Origin of the sequence: Pseudomonas thermotolerans DSM 14292 (assembly GCF_000364625.1) — a bacterium.
GTDB lineage: Bacteria > Pseudomonadota > Gammaproteobacteria > Pseudomonadales > Pseudomonadaceae > Aquipseudomonas > Aquipseudomonas thermotolerans.
Genome location: NZ_KB822610.1, coordinates 55,360 through 71,919, shown reverse-complemented (window position 1 = coordinate 71,919; position 16,560 = coordinate 55,360). Strand labels below are relative to the sequence as shown.

The window sequence follows — 16,560 nt, the reverse complement described above, 5'->3', positions numbered from 1 at the left end:
CGGCCTGTAGGGCGGAGCTGGTGGATGCCGTCATTCTACCCCTGGCCGCCCGGGCGAAAAGCGATTAGATTGCCTCCATATGTCAGAAAAACTCACAGGTTGACATGGCCCAGGAACTCCCTCCGCTGAACGCCCTGCGGGCCTTCGAGGTGGCCGCCCGGCTGCTCAGCGTCAGCCGGGCAGCCGCCGAGCTGCACGTCACCCACGGGGCGGTGAGCCGGCAGATCCGGGCCCTCGAGAGCCAGCTTGGAGTGAGCCTGTTCAGCAAGGAAGGACGCGGCCTGAAACTCACCGATGCCGGCCTGCGCCTGCGCGACGTCAGCGGCGAGGCCTTCGCCCGGCTGCGCGCGGTCTGCGCCGAACTGCGCCAAGGCCGCGCCGACGCGCCCTTCGTGCTCGGCTGTCCGGGCAGCCTGCTGGCGCGCTGGTTCATCCCGCGTCTGGACCGCCTGAACCGCGATCTGCCGGACCTGCGCCTGCAGCTGTCGGCCAGCGAGGGCGACCTGGATCCACGGCGCGCCGGTCTGGGTGCCACCCTGTGGTTCGCCGAGCCGCCCTGGCCGGCGGACATGCAGGTCTTCGAGCTGGCCGCCGAACGCATCGGTCCGGTGCTCAGCCCGCGCTATGCGGGCTATGCGCGCTTGGTTGACGCTACACCGGCCGCCCTGCTCGACGAGCCACTGCTGCACACCGCCTCCCGTCCCCAGGCCTGGCCGCAGTGGGCGCAGGCCCAGGGCCTGGACCCGCGGCGTCTGCAGCTGGGCCAGGGCTTCGAGCACCTCTACTACCTGCTGGAGGCGGCGGTGGCCGGGCTTGGCGTGGCCATTGCCCCGGAACCCCTGGTGGCCGACGAGCTGGCCGCCGGCCGCCTGCTGGCGCCTTGGGGCTTCGTCGCCACCCCGGCGCGCCTGGCGCTCTGGGTTCCGGCGCGCAGCGGCGACCGGCGCGCCGAACGGCTCGCCGCCTGGTTGAAAAACGAGCTGAACGACCGCTGAGCGACGCGGCTCAGTGGCGGTTTTTATACAGGCAGTAGCCGATCAGGCCGATCGCTCCGAGCAGCAACCCGGCGCTGGCCAGGGGATGCTCGCGGCCGAACTCGCGGGTCGCCCGGCCGGCCTGACAGGTCCGTTCGAGCACCTGGTCGTAGCTTTCGGCGAGCAGCTTGCGGCTATGTTCCAGGGCGTTCTCGACGTTGCGCCTGAGCTGGCCGAGGGAGCGCCGGGACTCCTCGCTGGCGCCTTCCTTGAGTTGTTCCAGGCTGCTCAGCAGGTTGTTCAGCTCGGTTTCCAGGTCTTCCAGGGACTGCTTGCGGGAGAGCAGGGGCATGGGTGGAACCTCCGGGGGTTGCGTGGGAGCTGAAGCATCCGACTGCGCCGGGGCTGGAAAGTGCGACTAGGCTGAAGCTCAGAACAGGCTTCCGGCGCCCCAGGGATGCCGGCCCAACCCGAGGAGAAGCGCCATGTCCGATCACCATATCTACAAGAAGGTCGAGCTGGTCGGCTCGTCGAAGACCAGCATCGAGGACGCCATCCACAACGCCATCGCCGAGGCGGCCAAGAGCCTCAAGCACCTGGAGTGGTTCGAGGTGGTGGAAACCCGCGGGCACATCGTCAACGGCGCCGTGGCCCACTACCAGGTGACCCTCAAGGCGGGCTTCCGCATCGCCGACAGCTGAGCGGCGGGGGCTTGCCTGCCGCCCGGGTCGTCCCCACATTGCAGGGACGACCCTGGAGGCCCTATGACCCGACTGGCAGACATCCGCATTTCCGTCCTCGACCTGGCCCCGATCCGCGACGACGGCAGCCCCGCCGAGGCGCTGCGCAATTCCCTGGCCCTCGCCCGCCACGCCGAGGCCCTCGGCTACACCCGCTTCTGGGTGGCCGAGCACCACAATATGGACGGCATCGCCAGCTCCGCCACCGCGGTGCTGATCGGCTATCTCGCCGCCGGCACCAGCCGGATCCGCGTCGGCGCCGGCGGGGTGATGCTGCCCAACCATTCGCCACTGGTGGTCGCCGAGCAGTTCGGTACCCTGGAGACCCTCTACCCCGGGCGCATCGATCTGGGGCTCGGACGCGCCCCGGGAGCCGACCAGTACACCGCCCATGCCCTGCGCCGCGACCGCCTCGGCGGGCCGGACGACTTTCCCGCCGACGTCGAGGAGCTGCAGCGCTACCTGGGCCCGCGCACCCCGGACCAGCGGGTGATCGCCATGCCCGGCAGCGGCACTCGGGTGCCGCTGTGGATCCTCGGTTCCAGCCTGTTCGGCGCCCAGTTGGCCGGGATGAAGGGCCTGCCTTTCGCTTTCGCCTCGCACTTCGCGCCGCGCCTGCTGCACGAGGCGATCCGCGTCTACCGTGACCACTTCCGGCCCTCGGAGGTGCTCGATCGGCCATACCTGATGCTCGGCGTACCGCTGCTCGCCGCCGACAGCGACGCGCGCGCCGAGTATCTGGCTACTTCCGCCTACCAGCGCATCCTCGCCCTGATCCGCGGTCAGAGCCTGGTACAGCGCCCGCCGGTGGAAAGCATGGAGGGCCTCTGGCTGCCCCACGAGCGACAGGCAGTGGGTGACTTCCTCGGCCTGGCGCTGGTCGGCGGCCCGGAGAAGGTCCGCGCGCGCCTGGAGGTGCTGCTTGAGCAGACCGGCGCCGACGAGCTGATCTTCACCTGTGACCTGTACGACTTCGCCGACCGCCTGCGCGCCTACGAGATACTCGCCGGACTGCAGCAGGGCTGAGCGTGCCGAAATCCGCTGATGGCCTAGGCTTGGGGGAGACAGCGGTGACCGTGAGGAGGAAAGCGCAATGCTCATCACCAAGCACGCCACGGCGCACTGGCAGGGTGGTCTGAGGGACGGCCGCGGCAGTCTGTCCACCGAGAGCGGCGCGCTGCGCGACACGCCCTACGGCTTTCGCAGCCGCTTCGAGGGTCAGCCGGGCAGCAACCCCGAGGAGCTACTCGCTGCCGCCCATGCCGGCTGCTTCACCATGGCCCTGGCCATGCAGCTGGGACTTGCCGGAATGAGCGCGGAGAGCCTGGAAACCCGGGCCGAGGTGACCCTGGAGCAGGACGAGGGAGGCTTCACCATCAGCGCCGTGCACCTGGCGCTCCGCGCGCACGTCCCAGGCGCCGAGCGGGCGGCCTTCGAGAGCGCGGTGGAGGCGGCCAAGACCGGCTGTCCGGTGTCCCGCCTGCTGGATGCGGAGATCACCCTGGAAGCCAGCCTGCAGAACTGAGGGGCGCTAGTAGGGTCCGCAGCGCAGCACCTCGCCGCGCGCCAGCGGGGTGCGTCCTTCGCCGTACAGCCAGGCCTGGGCCTTGGCGGCCAGCGGGCGGGCTTCCAGGCGGTAGCGCTGGCCGGAGGTGAAGCCGTCGTAGCGCACCCGCAGGTAGCAACTGATGTCGCCCGGCGTGCTGCCCGGCTGCATCCCCCCGCCGCTTCCGCCGCCGGAACGCTCGAAGGTGTAGCGCACCACCAGTTCGTGGGCGCCCGGGGGCATCTGGAAGAAGCGGCCGTCGCGCAGCCGCTGGCCATCCAGGCGGCTGGCGCTGAGGGTCTGGCTGGGCAACTGGGCGTGCAGCTCGACCCAGGCCTGCTGCGGATCGCGCGGTGGCAGGTCGCTGGCGCAGCCGGTCAGGGTGGCGGCGAGGATCAGAGGGGACAAGGAACGCATGGGAAGGTCTCGGTACGGCGTGATCCTCCAAGCATAGCCTCGCGCGCCTCAGAACTCTCCACAGCGCCCCTCGCGACCGCGGGCCAGCTCCCGGCTGTGCGCGTCGTAGAGTTTCGCCCAGGTGCGGAAGCCGACGTTGCCGGCGACCAGTCGGTAGCGCTTGCCGGCGGCGAAGTCGGCGTATTCCACCAGCACCTGACAGTTGCGGGTGTGCTGCTCGCCGCCCGGGCCGATGTCACTGGATGGCACGGTGAATTCCAGGCGCGCCTGCAGGGTGTGGTGGCCGGGCGGAACCTGGAAGAAGCGCTCGTCGTCCAGCGGCCGGTAGTCCACTTCGGCGGCGCGCAGGCGGTTGTCGGGGGAGGTGTGCAGGTCGATCCAGGCCTGGCTCGGGTCGTGCGGTGGCAGCAGCGAGCAGCCGCCCAGTGCGATCAGGCCGGCGATGAGAAGCGGGGTACGCATGCGGTGCTCCAGGTCTTCAGGCAGACGAGCGGCGCCGGATGCAGTAGTGTCGTGCGAGAATCCCGCAGCGCTCCGGCCCGCCATGAGTTTCCTGTCCAGCATTCTCGACCGTATCTCCGCCCTCTGGGTTCCCCTGCTGCTGGCCGGCGCGCTGGGCGGTTGCACCAGCCTGTCCTACTACGACCAACTGGTGGAGGGTCAGCTCGACCTGCTTCGGCGCAGCGAGCCGGTGGAGTCGATCCTCCGCGACCAGTCCCGCGACCCCGAGCTGCGCCGTCGCCTGGCCCTGGCCCAGGAGGCGCGGGCCTTCGCCAGTCGCGAGCTGGGGCTGCCGGACAACCGCAGTTACCGGCGTTACGTCGAGCTGGACCGCCCCTACGTGGTCTGGAACCTGTTCGCCACCCCGGAGCTGTCCCTGACGCCGCTCACCCACTGCTTCCCGATCGCCGGCTGCGTCGCTTACCGCGGCTACTACCGCCAGGGCGCGGCCCGCGGCGCGGCGGCGCTGCTCCAGCTGGAGGGCTGGGACACCTACGTGGCGGGCATCGAGGCCTATTCCACCCTCGGCTGGTTCGACGATCCCATCCTCAGCAGCATGCTGCGCTGGGACGACGAGCGCCTGGCCGCGCTGATCTTCCACGAGCTGGCCCACCAGCGGGTCTACGTGCCGGGCGACACCGCCTTCAACGAGTCCTTCGCCAGCTTCGTGGAGCGCGAGGGGGCTCGCCAGTGGCGGGCGGCGCGCGGTCTGCCGCCGCCCGACGGTCGCACCGAGCGGCAGCGCGAGCAGTTCACCGCACTGATCCTGGCCAGCCGCGAGCGCCTGCGGCAGCTCTACGCCAGCGAACTGGACGAGGACGCCAAGCGCGCCGGCAAGGCTGCCGAGTTCGAGCGCCTGCGCGCCGAGTACCGGCGCCTGCGCGATGGAGAATGGCAGGGCGACCGCCGCTACGATGCCTGGATGGCCGCGCCGCTGAACAACGCCCGGCTGCTGCCGTTCGGCCTGTACGACCAGTGGGTGCCGGCCTTCACCGCGCTCTACCGCCAGGCGGGCGACTGGGCGGCCTTCTACGCGCGCGCCGCGGCGCTCGGCCGGTTGCCGGTCGAGGAGCGCCAGCGCACCCTACGCGCCCTGCTGGCGGAGAACCCGGCCGTCACCGGCGCAGTCCAACACGGTACCGGGTCCACCGAGGACGAGAAACGATGAACAGATGGATGGCGGGCGTCCTGCTCGGCCTGCTGGCCGGCGGCGCCGCGGCTGCGACCAAGCCCTGCGAGGAGCTCAAGGCGGAGATCGAGGTGAAGATCCAGGCCGCCGGGGTAACCAGCTACACCCTGGAGATAGTGCGCAACGACGAGGTGACCGACCCGAGCATGGTGGTCGGCAGCTGCGACGGTGGCACCAAGAAGATCATCTACCAGAAGAACGGCAGCTGAGCTGTTGCGGGCTGCGGCGCCCCTTGGCCTGGCCCTCTCCCGCTGGCACCGGCGGCAAGGGCCCTAGCCGAAGGCCAGCCGCAACTCCTCCAGAGTGGCGAAATGGTAGGTCGGCTGCTCCGCCGCCAATTCCGCGAAGCTGCCGAAGCCGTAGCCGACCGCCGCGCAGTCCAAACCGTTGCGCCGCGCGCCGATCAGGTCGTGCTTGCGGTCGCCGATCATCAGCGCGCTCCGTGGTGGCAGGCCTTCCGTTTCCAGCAGGTGGGCGAGCAGCTCCGCCTTGTCGGTGCGCGTCCCGTCCAGCTCGCTGCCGTAGATGCGCCGGAAGTAGCCGGCGATGCCGAAGTGCCGGGCGATCTCCTCGGCGAACAGGGTGGGCTTGCTGGTGGCGATGTACAGCGTGCGGCCCTGGCTGACGAGGCGTTCCAGCAGTGCCGGGATGCCGTCGAACAGGCGGTTCTCGTACAGCCCGGTGACCCTGAAGCGCTCCCTGTAGTGGTTGACCGCCTGCCAGGCGGTGGCCTCGTCGAAGCCGTAGCTGGCCATGAAGCACTGCAGTAGCGGCGGGCCGATGAAGTGTTCCAGACGGGCCAGATCCGGCTCGTCGATGCCCAGCTGGGCGAGAGCGTACTGCACCGAGCGGGTGATGCCCTCGCGCGGGTCGCTGAGGGTGCCGTCGAGGTCGAAGAGGATGTGCGGGTAATCCATGGACGCGCCTGGCGGAAGGGAACGGTCGGCAAGGATACCAGCCCGGGCGGGGCGCTGCCGGCGCCCGCGCCCGCCCGGTGCCGCAGGCCGGTGGCGTTCAGGGCGTCAGCTGCTGCAGGTAGGCGGCCACCGCGTCGATCTCCCGCTCGCTGAGCTGCGGGGCGACGGTTTGCATGATCGAGCCGGTGCGGCTGGGATCCCCCTCGCGGTACTTGTTGAGGGTCACCCGCAGGTACTCGGCGGGCTGGCCGGCCAGGCGCGGGGCGTTCTCCTGGCCCTGGCCCTTGTCGCCGTGGCAGCCGTAGCAGGCCTTGTCCTGGAACACCGCCTGGCCGGCATCCTGCAGGCTCGGCTCGCCGGCGCTGGACTGGCGGGCCTTGACGGTCTGCTGGCTGAAGTAGACGGCGATGTTCACCCGCTCCTCGAGGCTGAGCATCTTCGCCGCCTGGTTCATCACGAAGTGGGTGCGGTGGCCGTCGACGTACTGCTCGAAGGCGCTGAACAGGTAGCGCGGGTTCTGCCCGGCCAGGTTGGGGATGTAGTCGCGCTTGCTGTTGCCGTCCTCACCGTGGCAGTAGCCGCACAGGGTGATGCGTTCCTGGCCGGCCGCGTAGGCCTGGGCGCGCTGTTCGGGGTTGCCCATGATGGCGTCGAAGCGCGCCATGGGATCGTCGTTGGCCTGCACCAGGGCGCTGATGCAGAGGAAGAGCAGAGGCAATGGGGCTGTTCTTGTACGCATGAGGCAATTCCAGAGCTTGCCGGCTCCCGGCGAGCCGCCAACTCTACGCAAGGAAGGCGCCTCGGGTGCTGATCTGGCTCAATGAATCGCCGAGGCAAGGTGACGAAAATCGCAAAATTGTCACGAACTCCGTCCCAGAACGAACGAAGCCCGCTCAAGCGGGCTTCGCAGACCAGCGAGGGAGGGTTCAGAACGCCGGCACCACGGCGCCCTGATAGTTGTCCTCGATGAACTTCCTGACCTCTTCGCTGTGCAGGGCCTTGGCCAGCTTCTGCACGGCGCTGCTGTCCTTGTTGTCCGGACGGGCGACCAGGATGTTCACGTAGGGCGAGTCGCTGCCCTCGATCACCAGGGCGTCCTGGGTGGGGTTGAGCTTGGCTTCCAGGGCGTAGTTGGTGTTGATCAGCGCCAGGTCCACCTGGTTCAGCACGCGCGGCAGGGTGGCCGCCTCCAGCTCGCGCACCTTGATGGCCTTGGGATTCTCGACGATGTCCTTGGGGGTGGCGGCGATGTTGCTGTTGTCCTTGAGCTTGATCACCCCGGCCTTGTCCAGCAGCAGCAGGGCGCGGCCGCCGTTGGTGGCGTCGTTGGGGATGGCCACGGTGGCGCCCAGCGGCAGATCGGCGAGGCTCTTGTGCTTGCTGGAGTAGGCGCCGAAAGGCTCGACGTGGACGCCGGTGACGCTGACCAGTTCGGTCTTGCGGCTGGCGTTGAACTCGTCCAGGTACGGCTGGTGCTGGAAGAAGTTGGCGTCCAGGTTCTTCTGCTGGACCTGCAGGTTGGGCTGCACGTAGTCGGTGAACACGCGCACCTTCAGCTCCACCCCTTCCTTGGCGAGGATGGGTTTGACGAACTCGAGGATCTCCGCGTGCGGCACCGGGGTGGCGGCGACGCTGAGGGTTTCCGCCGCCTGGGCGGTGTGGAAGGCGGCAAGGACGGCCAGACCGGCCAAGAGTTTTTTCATGGTTCGACTCCTTGTGTATGGGGCGGGGTTCGGCCGACCGATCCCCCGCGGATTTCCTACTTCTTGCGTGTTTACTTGCGGGAGAAATGCACCACCAGGCGGTCGCCGGCGGATTGCAGGATTTGCACGAGGATCAGCAGCAGCACCACGGTGACCGCCATCACGTCCGGCTGGTAGCGCTGGTAGCCGTAGCGTACCGCCAGGTCGCCGAGGCCGCCGCCGCCGATCAGGCCGCTCATCGCGGTGTAGGAGACCAGGGTGATGGCGGTGACGGTGATCGCCGCGATGATCCCCGGCCGCGCCTCCGGGAGCAGGGCGCTGAAAATGATCTGCCGGGTGGTGGCGCCCATCGCCTGGGTGGCCTCGATGATGCCGCGGTCCACCTCGCGCAGGGCGGTCTCCACCAGACGGCCGAAGAACGGCGTGGCGCCCACCACCAGCGGCGGGATGGCCCCGGGCACGCCCAGCGAGGTGCCGACCAGCAGCTCCGTGAAGGGGATCATCAGGATCAGCAGGATGACGAAGGGCACCGAGCGCAGCAGGTTGACCACGAAGGACAGCAGGCGGTACACGGTCGGTTGCTCGAGCAGCTGGCGCGGCCCGGTGAGGAACAGCAGCACGCCGAGCGGCAGGCCGAGCAGCACGGTGAACAGCATGGCGCCGGCGAGCATGTTCAGGGTGTCCAGGCTGGCCTGCCAGATCTCCGGCCAGAACACGTTGGGCAGGAGTTGTTCGAGCATCAGCGCAGTACCTCCAGGTGCACGTCGGCGGCTTCGAAACGCGCCAGCGCGGCGTCCAGGTCGCCGCCGGTGAGGGCCAGGGTCAACTGGCCGTAGGGGGTGTCCTTGATGCGGTCGATGCGCCCGGCGAGGATGCTGTAGTCCACCCCGGTCTCGCGCGCCACGGTGCCGAGCAGCGGCGCGTAGGTGGCCTCGCCCTGGAAGGTCAGGCGCAGGATGCGCCCGGGCACCTGCTCGAAGTCGGCGTGCAGGCTGTCTTCGTCGAGGTGCTCGGACTCCAGCACGAAGCGTCGTGTGGTGGGGTGCTGCGGATGGAGGAACACCTGGGCCACCGGGCCCTGCTCGACGATGGTCCCGGCATCCAGCACCGCCACCCGGTCGCAGACCCGGCGGATCACGTCCATCTCGTGGGTGATGAGAACGATGGTCAGGCGCAGCTCGCGGTTGATCTCGGCGAGCAGCTGCAGCACCGAGGCGGTGGTCTGCGGGTCGAGGGCGCTGGTGGCCTCGTCGCAGAGTAGGATCTTCGGCCGGGTGGCGAGGGCGCGGGCGATGCCGACGCGCTGCTTCTGGCCGCCGGAAAGCTGCGCCGGGTACTTGCCGGCCTGTTCGGCCAGGCCCACCCGCTCGAGCAGCTCGGCGACCCGTTCGGCGATGGCTGCGCGGTCCAGCTCGCCGGCCAGCTTCAGCGGCAGGGCGACGTTCTCGGCGACGGTCTTGGAGGACAGCAGGTTGAAGTGCTGGAAGATCATCCCGACCTGCTGGCGGAAGCGCCGCAGGCCGTGCTGGTCCAGCGCGGTGACGTCCTCGCCGTCGATCAGGATGCGTCCGCCGGACGGCTCCTCGAGACGGTTGATCAGGCGCAGCAGGGTGCTCTTGCCGGCGCCGGAGTGGCCGATCAGGCCGAACACCTCGCCCGCCTCGATAGACAGGTTGGTGGGCTGCAACGCCGGAATGCTGCGGCCGTTGACGAGATACGCCTTGTGGACGCGGTCGAATTCGATCACTGGTTGAACCTTATGGGTACGACATCGGGAAGCGGGCCGCATGTTCGCCGGGTAGGCAAGGGCGACGGGTTCCAACGACTCTAGGCGGTTGGCCGAAGGTGCGCATTCTAGCCCGACTGCTTATGCGATCTTAGTTTTTATTATTCGATTTACCATCCAAACAGTAATAAGCCGACGGCCGGTGCCGGCGCCCCAGGCGCGTTTCCGGCTAGGGTCTGGCCGGGCTGAGCAGCAGCTGTGGCGGCTCATCGGGCTGCAGTGCCTCGCTCAGGCGCAGCGAGAAGTCGGGCTGCCGGCGCCTGACCCCGGCTTCGAGCAGCGAGGCGACCCAAGGGTAGTCGATGCGCTGGCGCACCTGGATGCGCACCTGGCACTGGCAGTCCACCACCTCGGCGGCGACCTGGTCGAGGCGCGCGCGCAGCGCCGCGGCGTCGCGCGCGTCGAGCATCGGCAGCGGCACCGTGCGGCTCTGCGCCTTGCGGGCCTGGCTGATGGCCGCATCGAGGCCGGTGGTCAGCGCCGGGGCCTGGGGCTTCAGGCTGCGGGCCCGGCCGAGGGCATGGGTAGCGGCGTCCAGGTCGCCGTGTTGCAGGGCGTTCTGGCCGCGTTCCAGGTAGGCGTCGGCGAGCTGGCGCTGCAGGGCCTCCAGGCGGCGGTCGCCGGCGGCGCGCTGCTGCAGTGCGGCGAGCTGCTCGTCGGCGGCCGCCAGCCGGCCCTGCGCGATGCTCCCTTCCAGCCGGGCGATGGCGTCGGCCGGCGCGGTGGCGGAGGCGCCCGGGGAGCTCTGGCAGGCGGCCAGCACCAGGGAAAGTGCGGCTATCGCCAGATAACCTGGGGTGAACGACGGCATTTTCGGTGACTCGTGATTGCGCGAAAGCATGCCAGTCTACATCGCCCTGCGGATTTCCCCCAATGCGGGCGTCGACGGGAGGTCAGGCACCGCGCCGTGGCAGCGCCAGGCTGACCAGGAACAGCGCGGCGGCGCTGACCACGATGGACGGCCCGGCCGGGGTGTCCTGGAACCAGGACAGCGCCAGTCCGCCCCCCACCGCGAGCAGGCCGAGCAGGCTGGCGCCGACGGCCATCTGCTCGGGGGTGCGCGCGTGGCGTTGGGCGGTGGCGGCGGGGATGATCAGCAGCGAGGTGATCAGCAGCACGCCGACGATCTTCATGGCCACGGCGATCACCAGGGCGATCAGCAGCATCAGCGCCAGGCGGAGGCCGGCCACCGGCAGGCCCTCGACCCGCGCCAGCTCCTCGTGCACGGTGATCGCCAGCAGCGGCCGCCAGAGCAGCATCAGGAGAACCAGCACCAGGGCGCTGCCGCCGAGGATCCAGGCCAGGTCGGTGGTGGACACCGCCAGCAGGTCGCCGAACAGGTAGGCCATGAGGTCGATGCGTACCTCGGACATGAAGCTCAGCGCCACCAGGCCGAGGGACAGGGTGGTCGGTGCCAGGATGCCGAGCAGGGTGTCCGAGGCCAGCGGCTGGCGCTGCTGCAGGGTGACTAGCACCAGGGCCAGCAGCAGGCAGCCGGCGGTCACCGCCAGGGCAGGGCTGAAGCCGAGCAGCAGGCCGAGGGCCACGCCGAGCAGCGCGGCGTGGGACAGGGTGTCGCCGAAGTACGCCATGCGCCGCCAGACCACGAAGGATCCCAGCGGACCGGCGACCAGGGCGAGGGCGAGCCCGGCGATCAGGGCGTTGAATAGGAAATCGGGCATCTTTCAGTGACGACAGTGGGGACCGTGGCGGTGGTCGTGCACGGGGCCGAGGATGCTCAGCCCCGGCTGGCGGACCACCGCACCGTGCAGGTCGTGGGCATGGTCGTGGTGGTGGTAGACCGCCAGAGCTGGCGCGGCCTGGCCGAACAGCTCGACGAAGGCCGGGTCGCTACCGACCTGTTCGGGATGCCCGGAGCAGCACACGTGGCGGTTCAGGCAGACCACCTGGTCGGTGGTGCTCATCACCAGGTGCAGGTCGTGGGAGACCATCAGCACCCCGCAGCCGTGGCGGTCGCGCAGCTCGGTGATCAGCCGGTACAGCTCGGCCTGGCCGGCCACGTCGACGCCCTGCACCGGTTCGTCGAGGACCAGCAGCTCCGGTTCGCGGAGCAGCGCGCGGGCCAGCAGCACGCGCTGCAGCTCGCCGCCGGAGATCTTCTGCAGCGGGCTGTCGATCACCTGTTCGGCGCCCACCTCGGCGAGCGCCGCCAGGGCGCTGGCGCGATCCACCCCCGGCACCAGGCGCAGGAAGCGCAGCACCGAGAGCGGCAGGCTGGCGTCGACGTGCAGCTTCTGCGGCATGTAGCCGATGCGCAGGTGCGGTTTGCGGTGCACCCGGCCGCGGTCGGGGGTGAGCAGGCCGAGCACGGCGCGTACCAGGGTGGTCTTGCCCGCGCCGTTGGGACCGATCAGGGTGACGATCTCGCCGGGGTGGACGCGCAGCTGCACTTCGCTGAGCACTTGCTGGCCGGCGAACTCGACGGACACCCCGTCGAGCCGGATCAACGGCTCGCCCATCAGGCGGCCCGGCAGCCGGCGCAGATGCCGACCACTTCCACGGTCTGCTGCTCGACGCTGAAGCCCACCTCGCGGGCGCTGTCGACGATCGCCCGGCTGATCGCCTCCTGCTCCAGCTCGATGGCCGCGTGGCAGTTGCGGCAGATCAGGAACTGGCCCTGGTGGGCCTGCGCCGGGTGGTTGCAGCCGACGAAGGCGTTCAGCGAGGCGATGCGGTGCACCAGGCCGTGCTCAAGGAGGAAGTCCAGGGCCCGGTAGACGGTCGGCGGCGCGGCGCGGCGGCCGTCCTCCTCGGTGAGCACGCCGAGGATGTCGTAGGCGCCCAGCGGCTTGTGGCTCTGCCAGACCAGCTCCAGCACGCGCTTGCGCAGCGTGGTCAGGCGCAGGCCCTGACGTGCGCACAGGGCCTCGGCCTCGGCGAGGGCGTTGTGCACGCAGTGGGAATGGTCGTGGGGGCGCGAGGCCAGGGGGGTGAGGGTCATGGCAGCAGCGACGATGACGGATGGAGACGTTATTCTATAACTCTTTTGCTCAAAGAGTGCGCTTTCCGTGTTCCGATACTTCTGCGTCCTGCTGTTCTGCGCCTGGGCCGCCGCCGCCCAGGCCGAGGTCCGGGTGCTGACCAGCATCAAGCCCCTGCAATTGATCGCCGCCGCCGTCCAGGACGGGGTGGGCAGCCCCGAGGTACTGTTGCCCCCGGGCGTCTCCCCGCACCACTACGTGCTGCGTCCCTCCGAGGTGCGTCGCATCGGCGCCGCGGAGCTGCTGTACTGGATCGGCCCGGACCTGGAGACCTTCCTGCCCAAGGTGCTGGCCGGACGCAGCCGGCCGAGCGTCGCCGTACAGCAGCTGGCCGGCTTGCAGCTGCGGCATTTCGGCGAGGCGCACCATGACGAGCATGACCATGACCACCGTCCCGGCAGCCTGGACGCCCACCTCTGGCTGCTGCCGGCCAACGCCAAGGTGATCGCCGCGCAGATCGCCGCCGACCTGGCCGCCGCCGACCCGGCCAACGCGGCGCGCTACCAGGCCAACCTGATCGCCTTCCAGTCCCGCCTGGAGGCCCTCGACGCGCGCCTCGCCGCGCGCCTGGCGCCCCTGGCCGGCAAGCCCTACTTCGTGTTCCACGAGGCCTTCGACTACTTCGAGGCGGCCTACGGTCTCGAACACGCTGGAGTGTTCGCCGTGGCCCAGGAGGTCCAGCCCGGCGCCCGCCATGTAGCCGAGCTGCGCGCCCGCCTGCAGCAGGCCGGGCCGAGCTGCCTGTTCAGCGAGCCGCCGCTGCGCCCGCGCCTGGCCGAGACCCTGAGCGCCGGCCTGCCGGTGCGCCTGGCCGAGCTGGACCCTCTGGGCAGTGCGGTGGCGGTGGACGCCCGCGGCTACGAGCGGCTGCTGGAGAACCTCGCCGAGGCCTTGGGCGGTTGCCTGGAAGAGCTGCCGTGAACTTGCGCACACCTTGATCCGGATCAATAGGCGAGACCGCCCGGTCATTTAGACTAAACCGCTCTAGCCCGTGGCTTTGCGGGCAAGCTGATGGAGAAACTGATGGGTCATCTGGCCTGGCAGAACGATTTGAACACCGGCATCGCGGTGATCGACAGTCAACACAAGCGCATCGTCGAGATGATCAACCAGCTCTACGACGCTGAGCAGATCGGTGACCGCGAGGCGGTGGGTCAGGTGATCGAGGACTTGGTGGACTACACCATGTCCCACTTCGCCTTCGAGGAGACCCTGATCGAGGATGCCGGCTACCCGCTGACCCGCGCCCACAAGAAGGTCCACGAGCTGTTCATCCGCCGCGTCAACGACTACAAGCTGCGCTTCCACGCCGGCGAGAACGTCGCCCATGAGCTGCGTGAGATGCTCGCCCGCTGGCTGTTCAACCACATCCGCAACGAGGACGCCGCCTACACGGAGGCGGTGCGCAACAACCTGGCCGAGCTGACCCGCGACAAGAGCGAGGGTGGCTGGCTGGCGCGCTCGCTCAAGCGCTTCTTCCGTTAGCCCTTGCAGGCTCGCCGGTCGGGTACTAGGCGAGCATCGCCTTCAACCTGTATGGTGTTCCGATCTGCCCACCGGGTCCGACCTGGGCGGACCGCCGCGCCTAGGCAAGGATACGCAGAGCTTTTCACCGGGAGGACTTACTCATGCCCATGATCGGCAACGAGCCGCAGGTTTCCGCCCCCTTCGAACTGGCTTTGCAGCCGGCCTCGCTGGACATCTGGGACAGCAAGTACCGCCTGCGCGACCGCAACGGCCAGCCGCTGGATGCCGACCCGGACGCCACCTTCCGCCGCGTGGCGCGCGCCATCGCCGCGGTGGAGCGCGACGAGGCGCTGCGCGAGCACTGGTACCAGCGCTTCCTCTGGGCCCTGCGCAACGGCGCGCTGCCGGCCGGGCGGATCATCGCCAACGCCGGCGCCGGCGAGCACAAGCCGGCCACCTCGACGATCAACTGCACGGTATCGGCGAGCATCGGCGACTCCATGGACGACATCCTCGACAAGGTCCACGAGGCCGGCATGACCCTCAAGGCTGGCTGCGGCATCGGCTACGAGTTCAGCACCCTGCGCCCGCGCGGCGCCTACGTGTCCGGCGCTGGCGCCTACACCAGCGGGCCGCTGTCGTTCATGGACATCTACGACAAGATGTGCTTCACCGTCAGCTCTGCCGGCGGGCGGCGCGGCGCGCAGATGGCCACCTTCGACATCGCCCACCCGGACGTCCGCGAGTTCATCCGCGCCAAGCGCGAGGACGGTCGGCTGCGCCAGTTCAACCTCAGCCTGCTGGTCAGCGACGCCTTCATGCAGGCGGTGGAGGCCGACGCCGACTGGCCGTTGGTGTTCCCCCTGCATCCCAAGGAGCGCGACGAGGTCGATCTCGACGACCCCGAGCAGGTGATCTGGCGCGACTGGCCGATCCAGGACGGCTACCTGACCGACGACCAGGGCCGGGTGGCCTGCAAGGTGCACGGCAAGGTCAAGGCCCGCCACCTGTGGGACATGGTGATGGTCTCCACCTACGACTTCGCCGAGCCGGGCTTCATCCTCATCGACCGGGTAAACCAGTGGAACAACAACTGGTGGTGCGAGCAGATCCGCGCCACCAACCCTTGCGGCGAGCAGCCGCTGCCGCCCTACGGCGCCTGCCTGCTCGGCTCGGTGAACCTCACCGCCTTCGTCATCGACCCCTTCGGTGCGGAGGCGCGCTTTGACTGGGAGCGCTTCCGCGAGGTAGTGCGGGTGTTCACCCGGATGCTCGACAACGTGGTGGAGATCAACGGCCTGCCGCTCGAACAGCAGCGCCGCGAGATCTTCGACAAGCGCCGCCACGGCATGGGCTTCCTCGGCCTCGGCTCGGCGCTGTGCATGCTCAAGCTGCGCTACGGCAGCCCGCAGGCCTGCGCCTTCACCGAGGAGGTGAGCCGCGAGATGGCCCTGGTCGGCTGGCAGGTAGCCCTCGAGCTGGCCCGCGAGAAGGGCCCGGCGCCGTTGCTGGAGCGCGAGTTCGAGGTCACCCCGGCGATGCTGCGCCTGCGTCCGGAGATGGCCGCCGACGGCTACCGGGTCGGCGACAAGGTGCCCGGGCGGATCCTCCACGCCCGTTACTCGCGCTACATGCAGCGCCTCGCCGAGCACGCCCCGGAACTGGTCGAGGCGCTGGCCGAGACCGGCGCGCGGTTCACCCACCACAGCTCCATCGCGCCCACCGGGACCATCAGCCTGAGCCTGGCCAACAACGCCTCCAACGGCATCGAGCCGAGCTTCGCCCACCAGTACTCGCGCAACGTGATCCGCCCGGGGCGCAAGACCAAGGAGAAGGTCGAGGTGCTCAGCCACGAGTTCCTCGTCTACCGCCAGTTGATCAACCCGGATGCGCAGATCGGCCAGTTGCCGGACTACTTCGTCAGCGCCGACGACATCGGCCCGCGCGAACATGTGGACATCCAGGCGGCGGCGCAGAAGTGGATCGACTCGTCGATCTCCAAGACCGCCAACGTGCCCACCGACTACCCCTTCGAGGACTTCAAGGACATCTACCTGTATGCCTGGCGCCAGGGCCTCAAGGGCTGCACCACCTTCCGTTTCAACCCGGCGGCCTTCCAGGGCGTGCTGGTCAAGCAGAGCGACCTGGAGAACACCCGTTACCGCTTCAAGCTGGAGGATGGCAGCGTGGTCGAGCTGCGCGGCGACGAGGAAGTCGAGTACGACGGCGAGACCCACAGTGCGGCGAACCTGTTCGACGCGCTGAAGGAAGGCTATTACGGCAAGTATTGAGCGTGTGGCGCGGCCCGCCGGCCGCCG

At 69.3% G+C, this 16,560-nt stretch carries 21 protein-coding genes; 9 read left to right on the top strand and 12 right to left on the bottom strand.

The window, feature by feature from the left end; all coding sequences use genetic code 11:
• Positions 1 to 104: 104 nt before the first annotated feature.
• Positions 105 to 995, top strand: coding sequence for a LysR family transcriptional regulator (locus H165_RS0110750; protein WP_017938944.1), 891 nt, complete (start codon positions 105 to 107; stop codon positions 993 to 995).
• Positions 996 to 1,005: 10 nt separating this feature from the next.
• Here the strand turns inward: H165_RS0110750 and H165_RS0110745 are convergent, their stop codons facing one another.
• Positions 1,006 to 1,326: an ElaB/YgaM/YqjD family protein gene (locus H165_RS0110745; RefSeq protein ID WP_017938943.1), complete on the bottom strand. Its 321-nt coding sequence runs from the start codon at positions 1,324 to 1,326 to the stop codon at positions 1,006 to 1,008.
• A gap of 133 nt (positions 1,327 to 1,459) precedes the next feature.
• Here H165_RS0110745 and H165_RS0110740 point away from each other — a divergent pair, with 133 nt between their 5' ends.
• The 3 genes from H165_RS0110740 to H165_RS0110730 all read left to right on the top strand — a co-directional run bounded on the left by H165_RS0110740 (position 1,460) and on the right by H165_RS0110730 (position 3,239).
• Positions 1,460 to 1,675, top strand: coding sequence for a dodecin (locus H165_RS0110740; RefSeq protein ID WP_017938942.1), 216 nt, complete (start codon positions 1,460 to 1,462; stop codon positions 1,673 to 1,675).
• 63 nt (positions 1,676 to 1,738) lie between these two features.
• Positions 1,739 to 2,740 carry an LLM class flavin-dependent oxidoreductase gene (locus tag H165_RS0110735; protein WP_017938941.1) on the top strand — a complete coding sequence of 334 codons (1,002 nt, stop codon included), beginning with the start codon at positions 1,739 to 1,741 and terminating at the stop codon, positions 2,738 to 2,740.
• A 67-nt stretch (positions 2,741 to 2,807) separates the two neighbouring features.
• Positions 2,808 to 3,239, top strand: a complete 432-nt coding sequence (locus H165_RS0110730; protein WP_017938940.1) for an OsmC family protein — start codon at positions 2,808 to 2,810, stop codon at positions 3,237 to 3,239.
• A 6-nt stretch (positions 3,240 to 3,245) separates the two neighbouring features.
• On the opposite strand, the gene H165_RS0110725 is transcribed toward H165_RS0110730, so the two are convergent.
• Positions 3,246 to 3,677, bottom strand: coding sequence for a PA0061/PA0062 family lipoprotein (locus H165_RS0110725; protein ID WP_017938939.1), 432 nt, complete (start codon positions 3,675 to 3,677; stop codon positions 3,246 to 3,248).
• 48 nt (positions 3,678 to 3,725) lie between these two features.
• On the bottom strand, positions 3,726 to 4,139 hold the full coding sequence (locus H165_RS0110720) for a PA0061/PA0062 family lipoprotein (protein WP_017938938.1): 414 nt from the start codon (positions 4,137 to 4,139) through the stop codon (positions 3,726 to 3,728).
• Positions 4,140 to 4,221: 82 nt separating this feature from the next.
• On the opposite strand from H165_RS0110720, the gene H165_RS0110715 reads away from it, so the two are divergent.
• A complete protein-coding gene (locus H165_RS0110715; RefSeq protein ID WP_017938937.1) occupies positions 4,222 to 5,346 on the top strand; it encodes an aminopeptidase in 1,125 nt (374 codons plus the stop codon).
• Positions 5,343 to 5,576 (top strand): DUF1161 domain-containing protein, encoded by a 234-nt coding sequence (locus H165_RS0110710; RefSeq protein WP_026146545.1) that lies wholly within the window; start codon positions 5,343 to 5,345, stop codon positions 5,574 to 5,576. Before H165_RS0110715 ends, H165_RS0110710 begins: the two co-directional genes overlap by 4 nt.
• Positions 5,577 to 5,639: 63 nt before the next feature.
• Here H165_RS0110710 and H165_RS0110705 read toward each other — a convergent pair whose 3' ends face one another.
• The 9 genes from H165_RS0110705 to zur all read right to left on the bottom strand — a co-directional run bounded on the left by H165_RS0110705 (position 5,640) and on the right by zur (position 12,735).
• Complete coding sequence (locus H165_RS0110705) at positions 5,640 to 6,284, bottom strand: HAD family hydrolase (RefSeq protein WP_017938935.1); 645 nt, start codon at positions 6,282 to 6,284, stop codon at positions 5,640 to 5,642.
• Between the two features lie 97 nt (positions 6,285 to 6,381).
• A complete protein-coding gene (locus H165_RS0110700) occupies positions 6,382 to 7,023 on the bottom strand; it encodes a c-type cytochrome (RefSeq protein ID WP_026146544.1) in 642 nt (213 codons plus the stop codon).
• Between the two features lie 187 nt (positions 7,024 to 7,210).
• The gene (locus H165_RS0110695) at positions 7,211 to 7,987 is read right to left on the bottom strand and encodes a MetQ/NlpA family ABC transporter substrate-binding protein (RefSeq protein WP_017938933.1); all 777 of its coding nucleotides are present in this window, start codon (positions 7,985 to 7,987) and stop codon (positions 7,211 to 7,213) included.
• A gap of 71 nt (positions 7,988 to 8,058) precedes the next feature.
• Positions 8,059 to 8,727 carry a methionine ABC transporter permease gene (locus H165_RS0110690; protein ID WP_017938932.1) on the bottom strand — a complete coding sequence of 223 codons (669 nt, stop codon included), beginning with the start codon at positions 8,725 to 8,727 and terminating at the stop codon, positions 8,059 to 8,061.
• The gene (locus tag H165_RS0110685; protein WP_017938931.1) at positions 8,727 to 9,734 is read right to left on the bottom strand and encodes a methionine ABC transporter ATP-binding protein; all 1,008 of its coding nucleotides are present in this window, start codon (positions 9,732 to 9,734) and stop codon (positions 8,727 to 8,729) included. Before H165_RS0110685 ends, H165_RS0110690 begins: the two co-directional genes overlap by 1 nt.
• A 208-nt stretch (positions 9,735 to 9,942) precedes the next feature.
• Positions 9,943 to 10,584: a hypothetical protein gene (locus tag H165_RS0110680; RefSeq protein ID WP_017938930.1), complete on the bottom strand. Its 642-nt coding sequence runs from the start codon at positions 10,582 to 10,584 to the stop codon at positions 9,943 to 9,945.
• A gap of 82 nt (positions 10,585 to 10,666) precedes the next feature.
• Positions 10,667 to 11,455, bottom strand: a complete 789-nt coding sequence (gene znuB / locus H165_RS0110675) for a zinc ABC transporter permease subunit ZnuB (protein ID WP_017938929.1) — start codon at positions 11,453 to 11,455, stop codon at positions 10,667 to 10,669.
• A gap of 3 nt (positions 11,456 to 11,458) precedes the next feature.
• Positions 11,459 to 12,253 (bottom strand): zinc ABC transporter ATP-binding protein ZnuC, encoded by a 795-nt coding sequence (znuC, locus tag H165_RS0110670; RefSeq protein WP_017938928.1) that lies wholly within the window; start codon positions 12,251 to 12,253, stop codon positions 11,459 to 11,461.
• Positions 12,253 to 12,735: a zinc uptake transcriptional repressor Zur gene (gene zur / locus H165_RS0110665; protein WP_017938927.1), complete on the bottom strand. Its 483-nt coding sequence runs from the start codon at positions 12,733 to 12,735 to the stop codon at positions 12,253 to 12,255. The genes znuC and zur overlap by 1 nt, the downstream gene beginning before the upstream one ends.
• 67 nt (positions 12,736 to 12,802) lie before the next feature.
• On the opposite strand from zur, the gene H165_RS0110660 reads away from it, so the two are divergent.
• From H165_RS0110660 to H165_RS0110650, 3 genes are all read left to right on the top strand, one after another.
• Complete coding sequence (locus tag H165_RS0110660; RefSeq protein WP_017938926.1) at positions 12,803 to 13,696, top strand: zinc ABC transporter substrate-binding protein; 894 nt, start codon at positions 12,803 to 12,805, stop codon at positions 13,694 to 13,696.
• Between the two features lie 102 nt (positions 13,697 to 13,798).
• Positions 13,799 to 14,260: a bacteriohemerythrin gene (locus H165_RS0110655; protein ID WP_017938925.1), complete on the top strand. Its 462-nt coding sequence runs from the start codon at positions 13,799 to 13,801 to the stop codon at positions 14,258 to 14,260.
• Between the two features lie 143 nt (positions 14,261 to 14,403).
• Positions 14,404 to 16,533, top strand: a complete 2,130-nt coding sequence (locus tag H165_RS0110650) for an adenosylcobalamin-dependent ribonucleoside-diphosphate reductase (RefSeq protein ID WP_017938924.1) — start codon at positions 14,404 to 14,406, stop codon at positions 16,531 to 16,533.
• Positions 16,534 to 16,560: the final 27 nt, after the last annotated feature.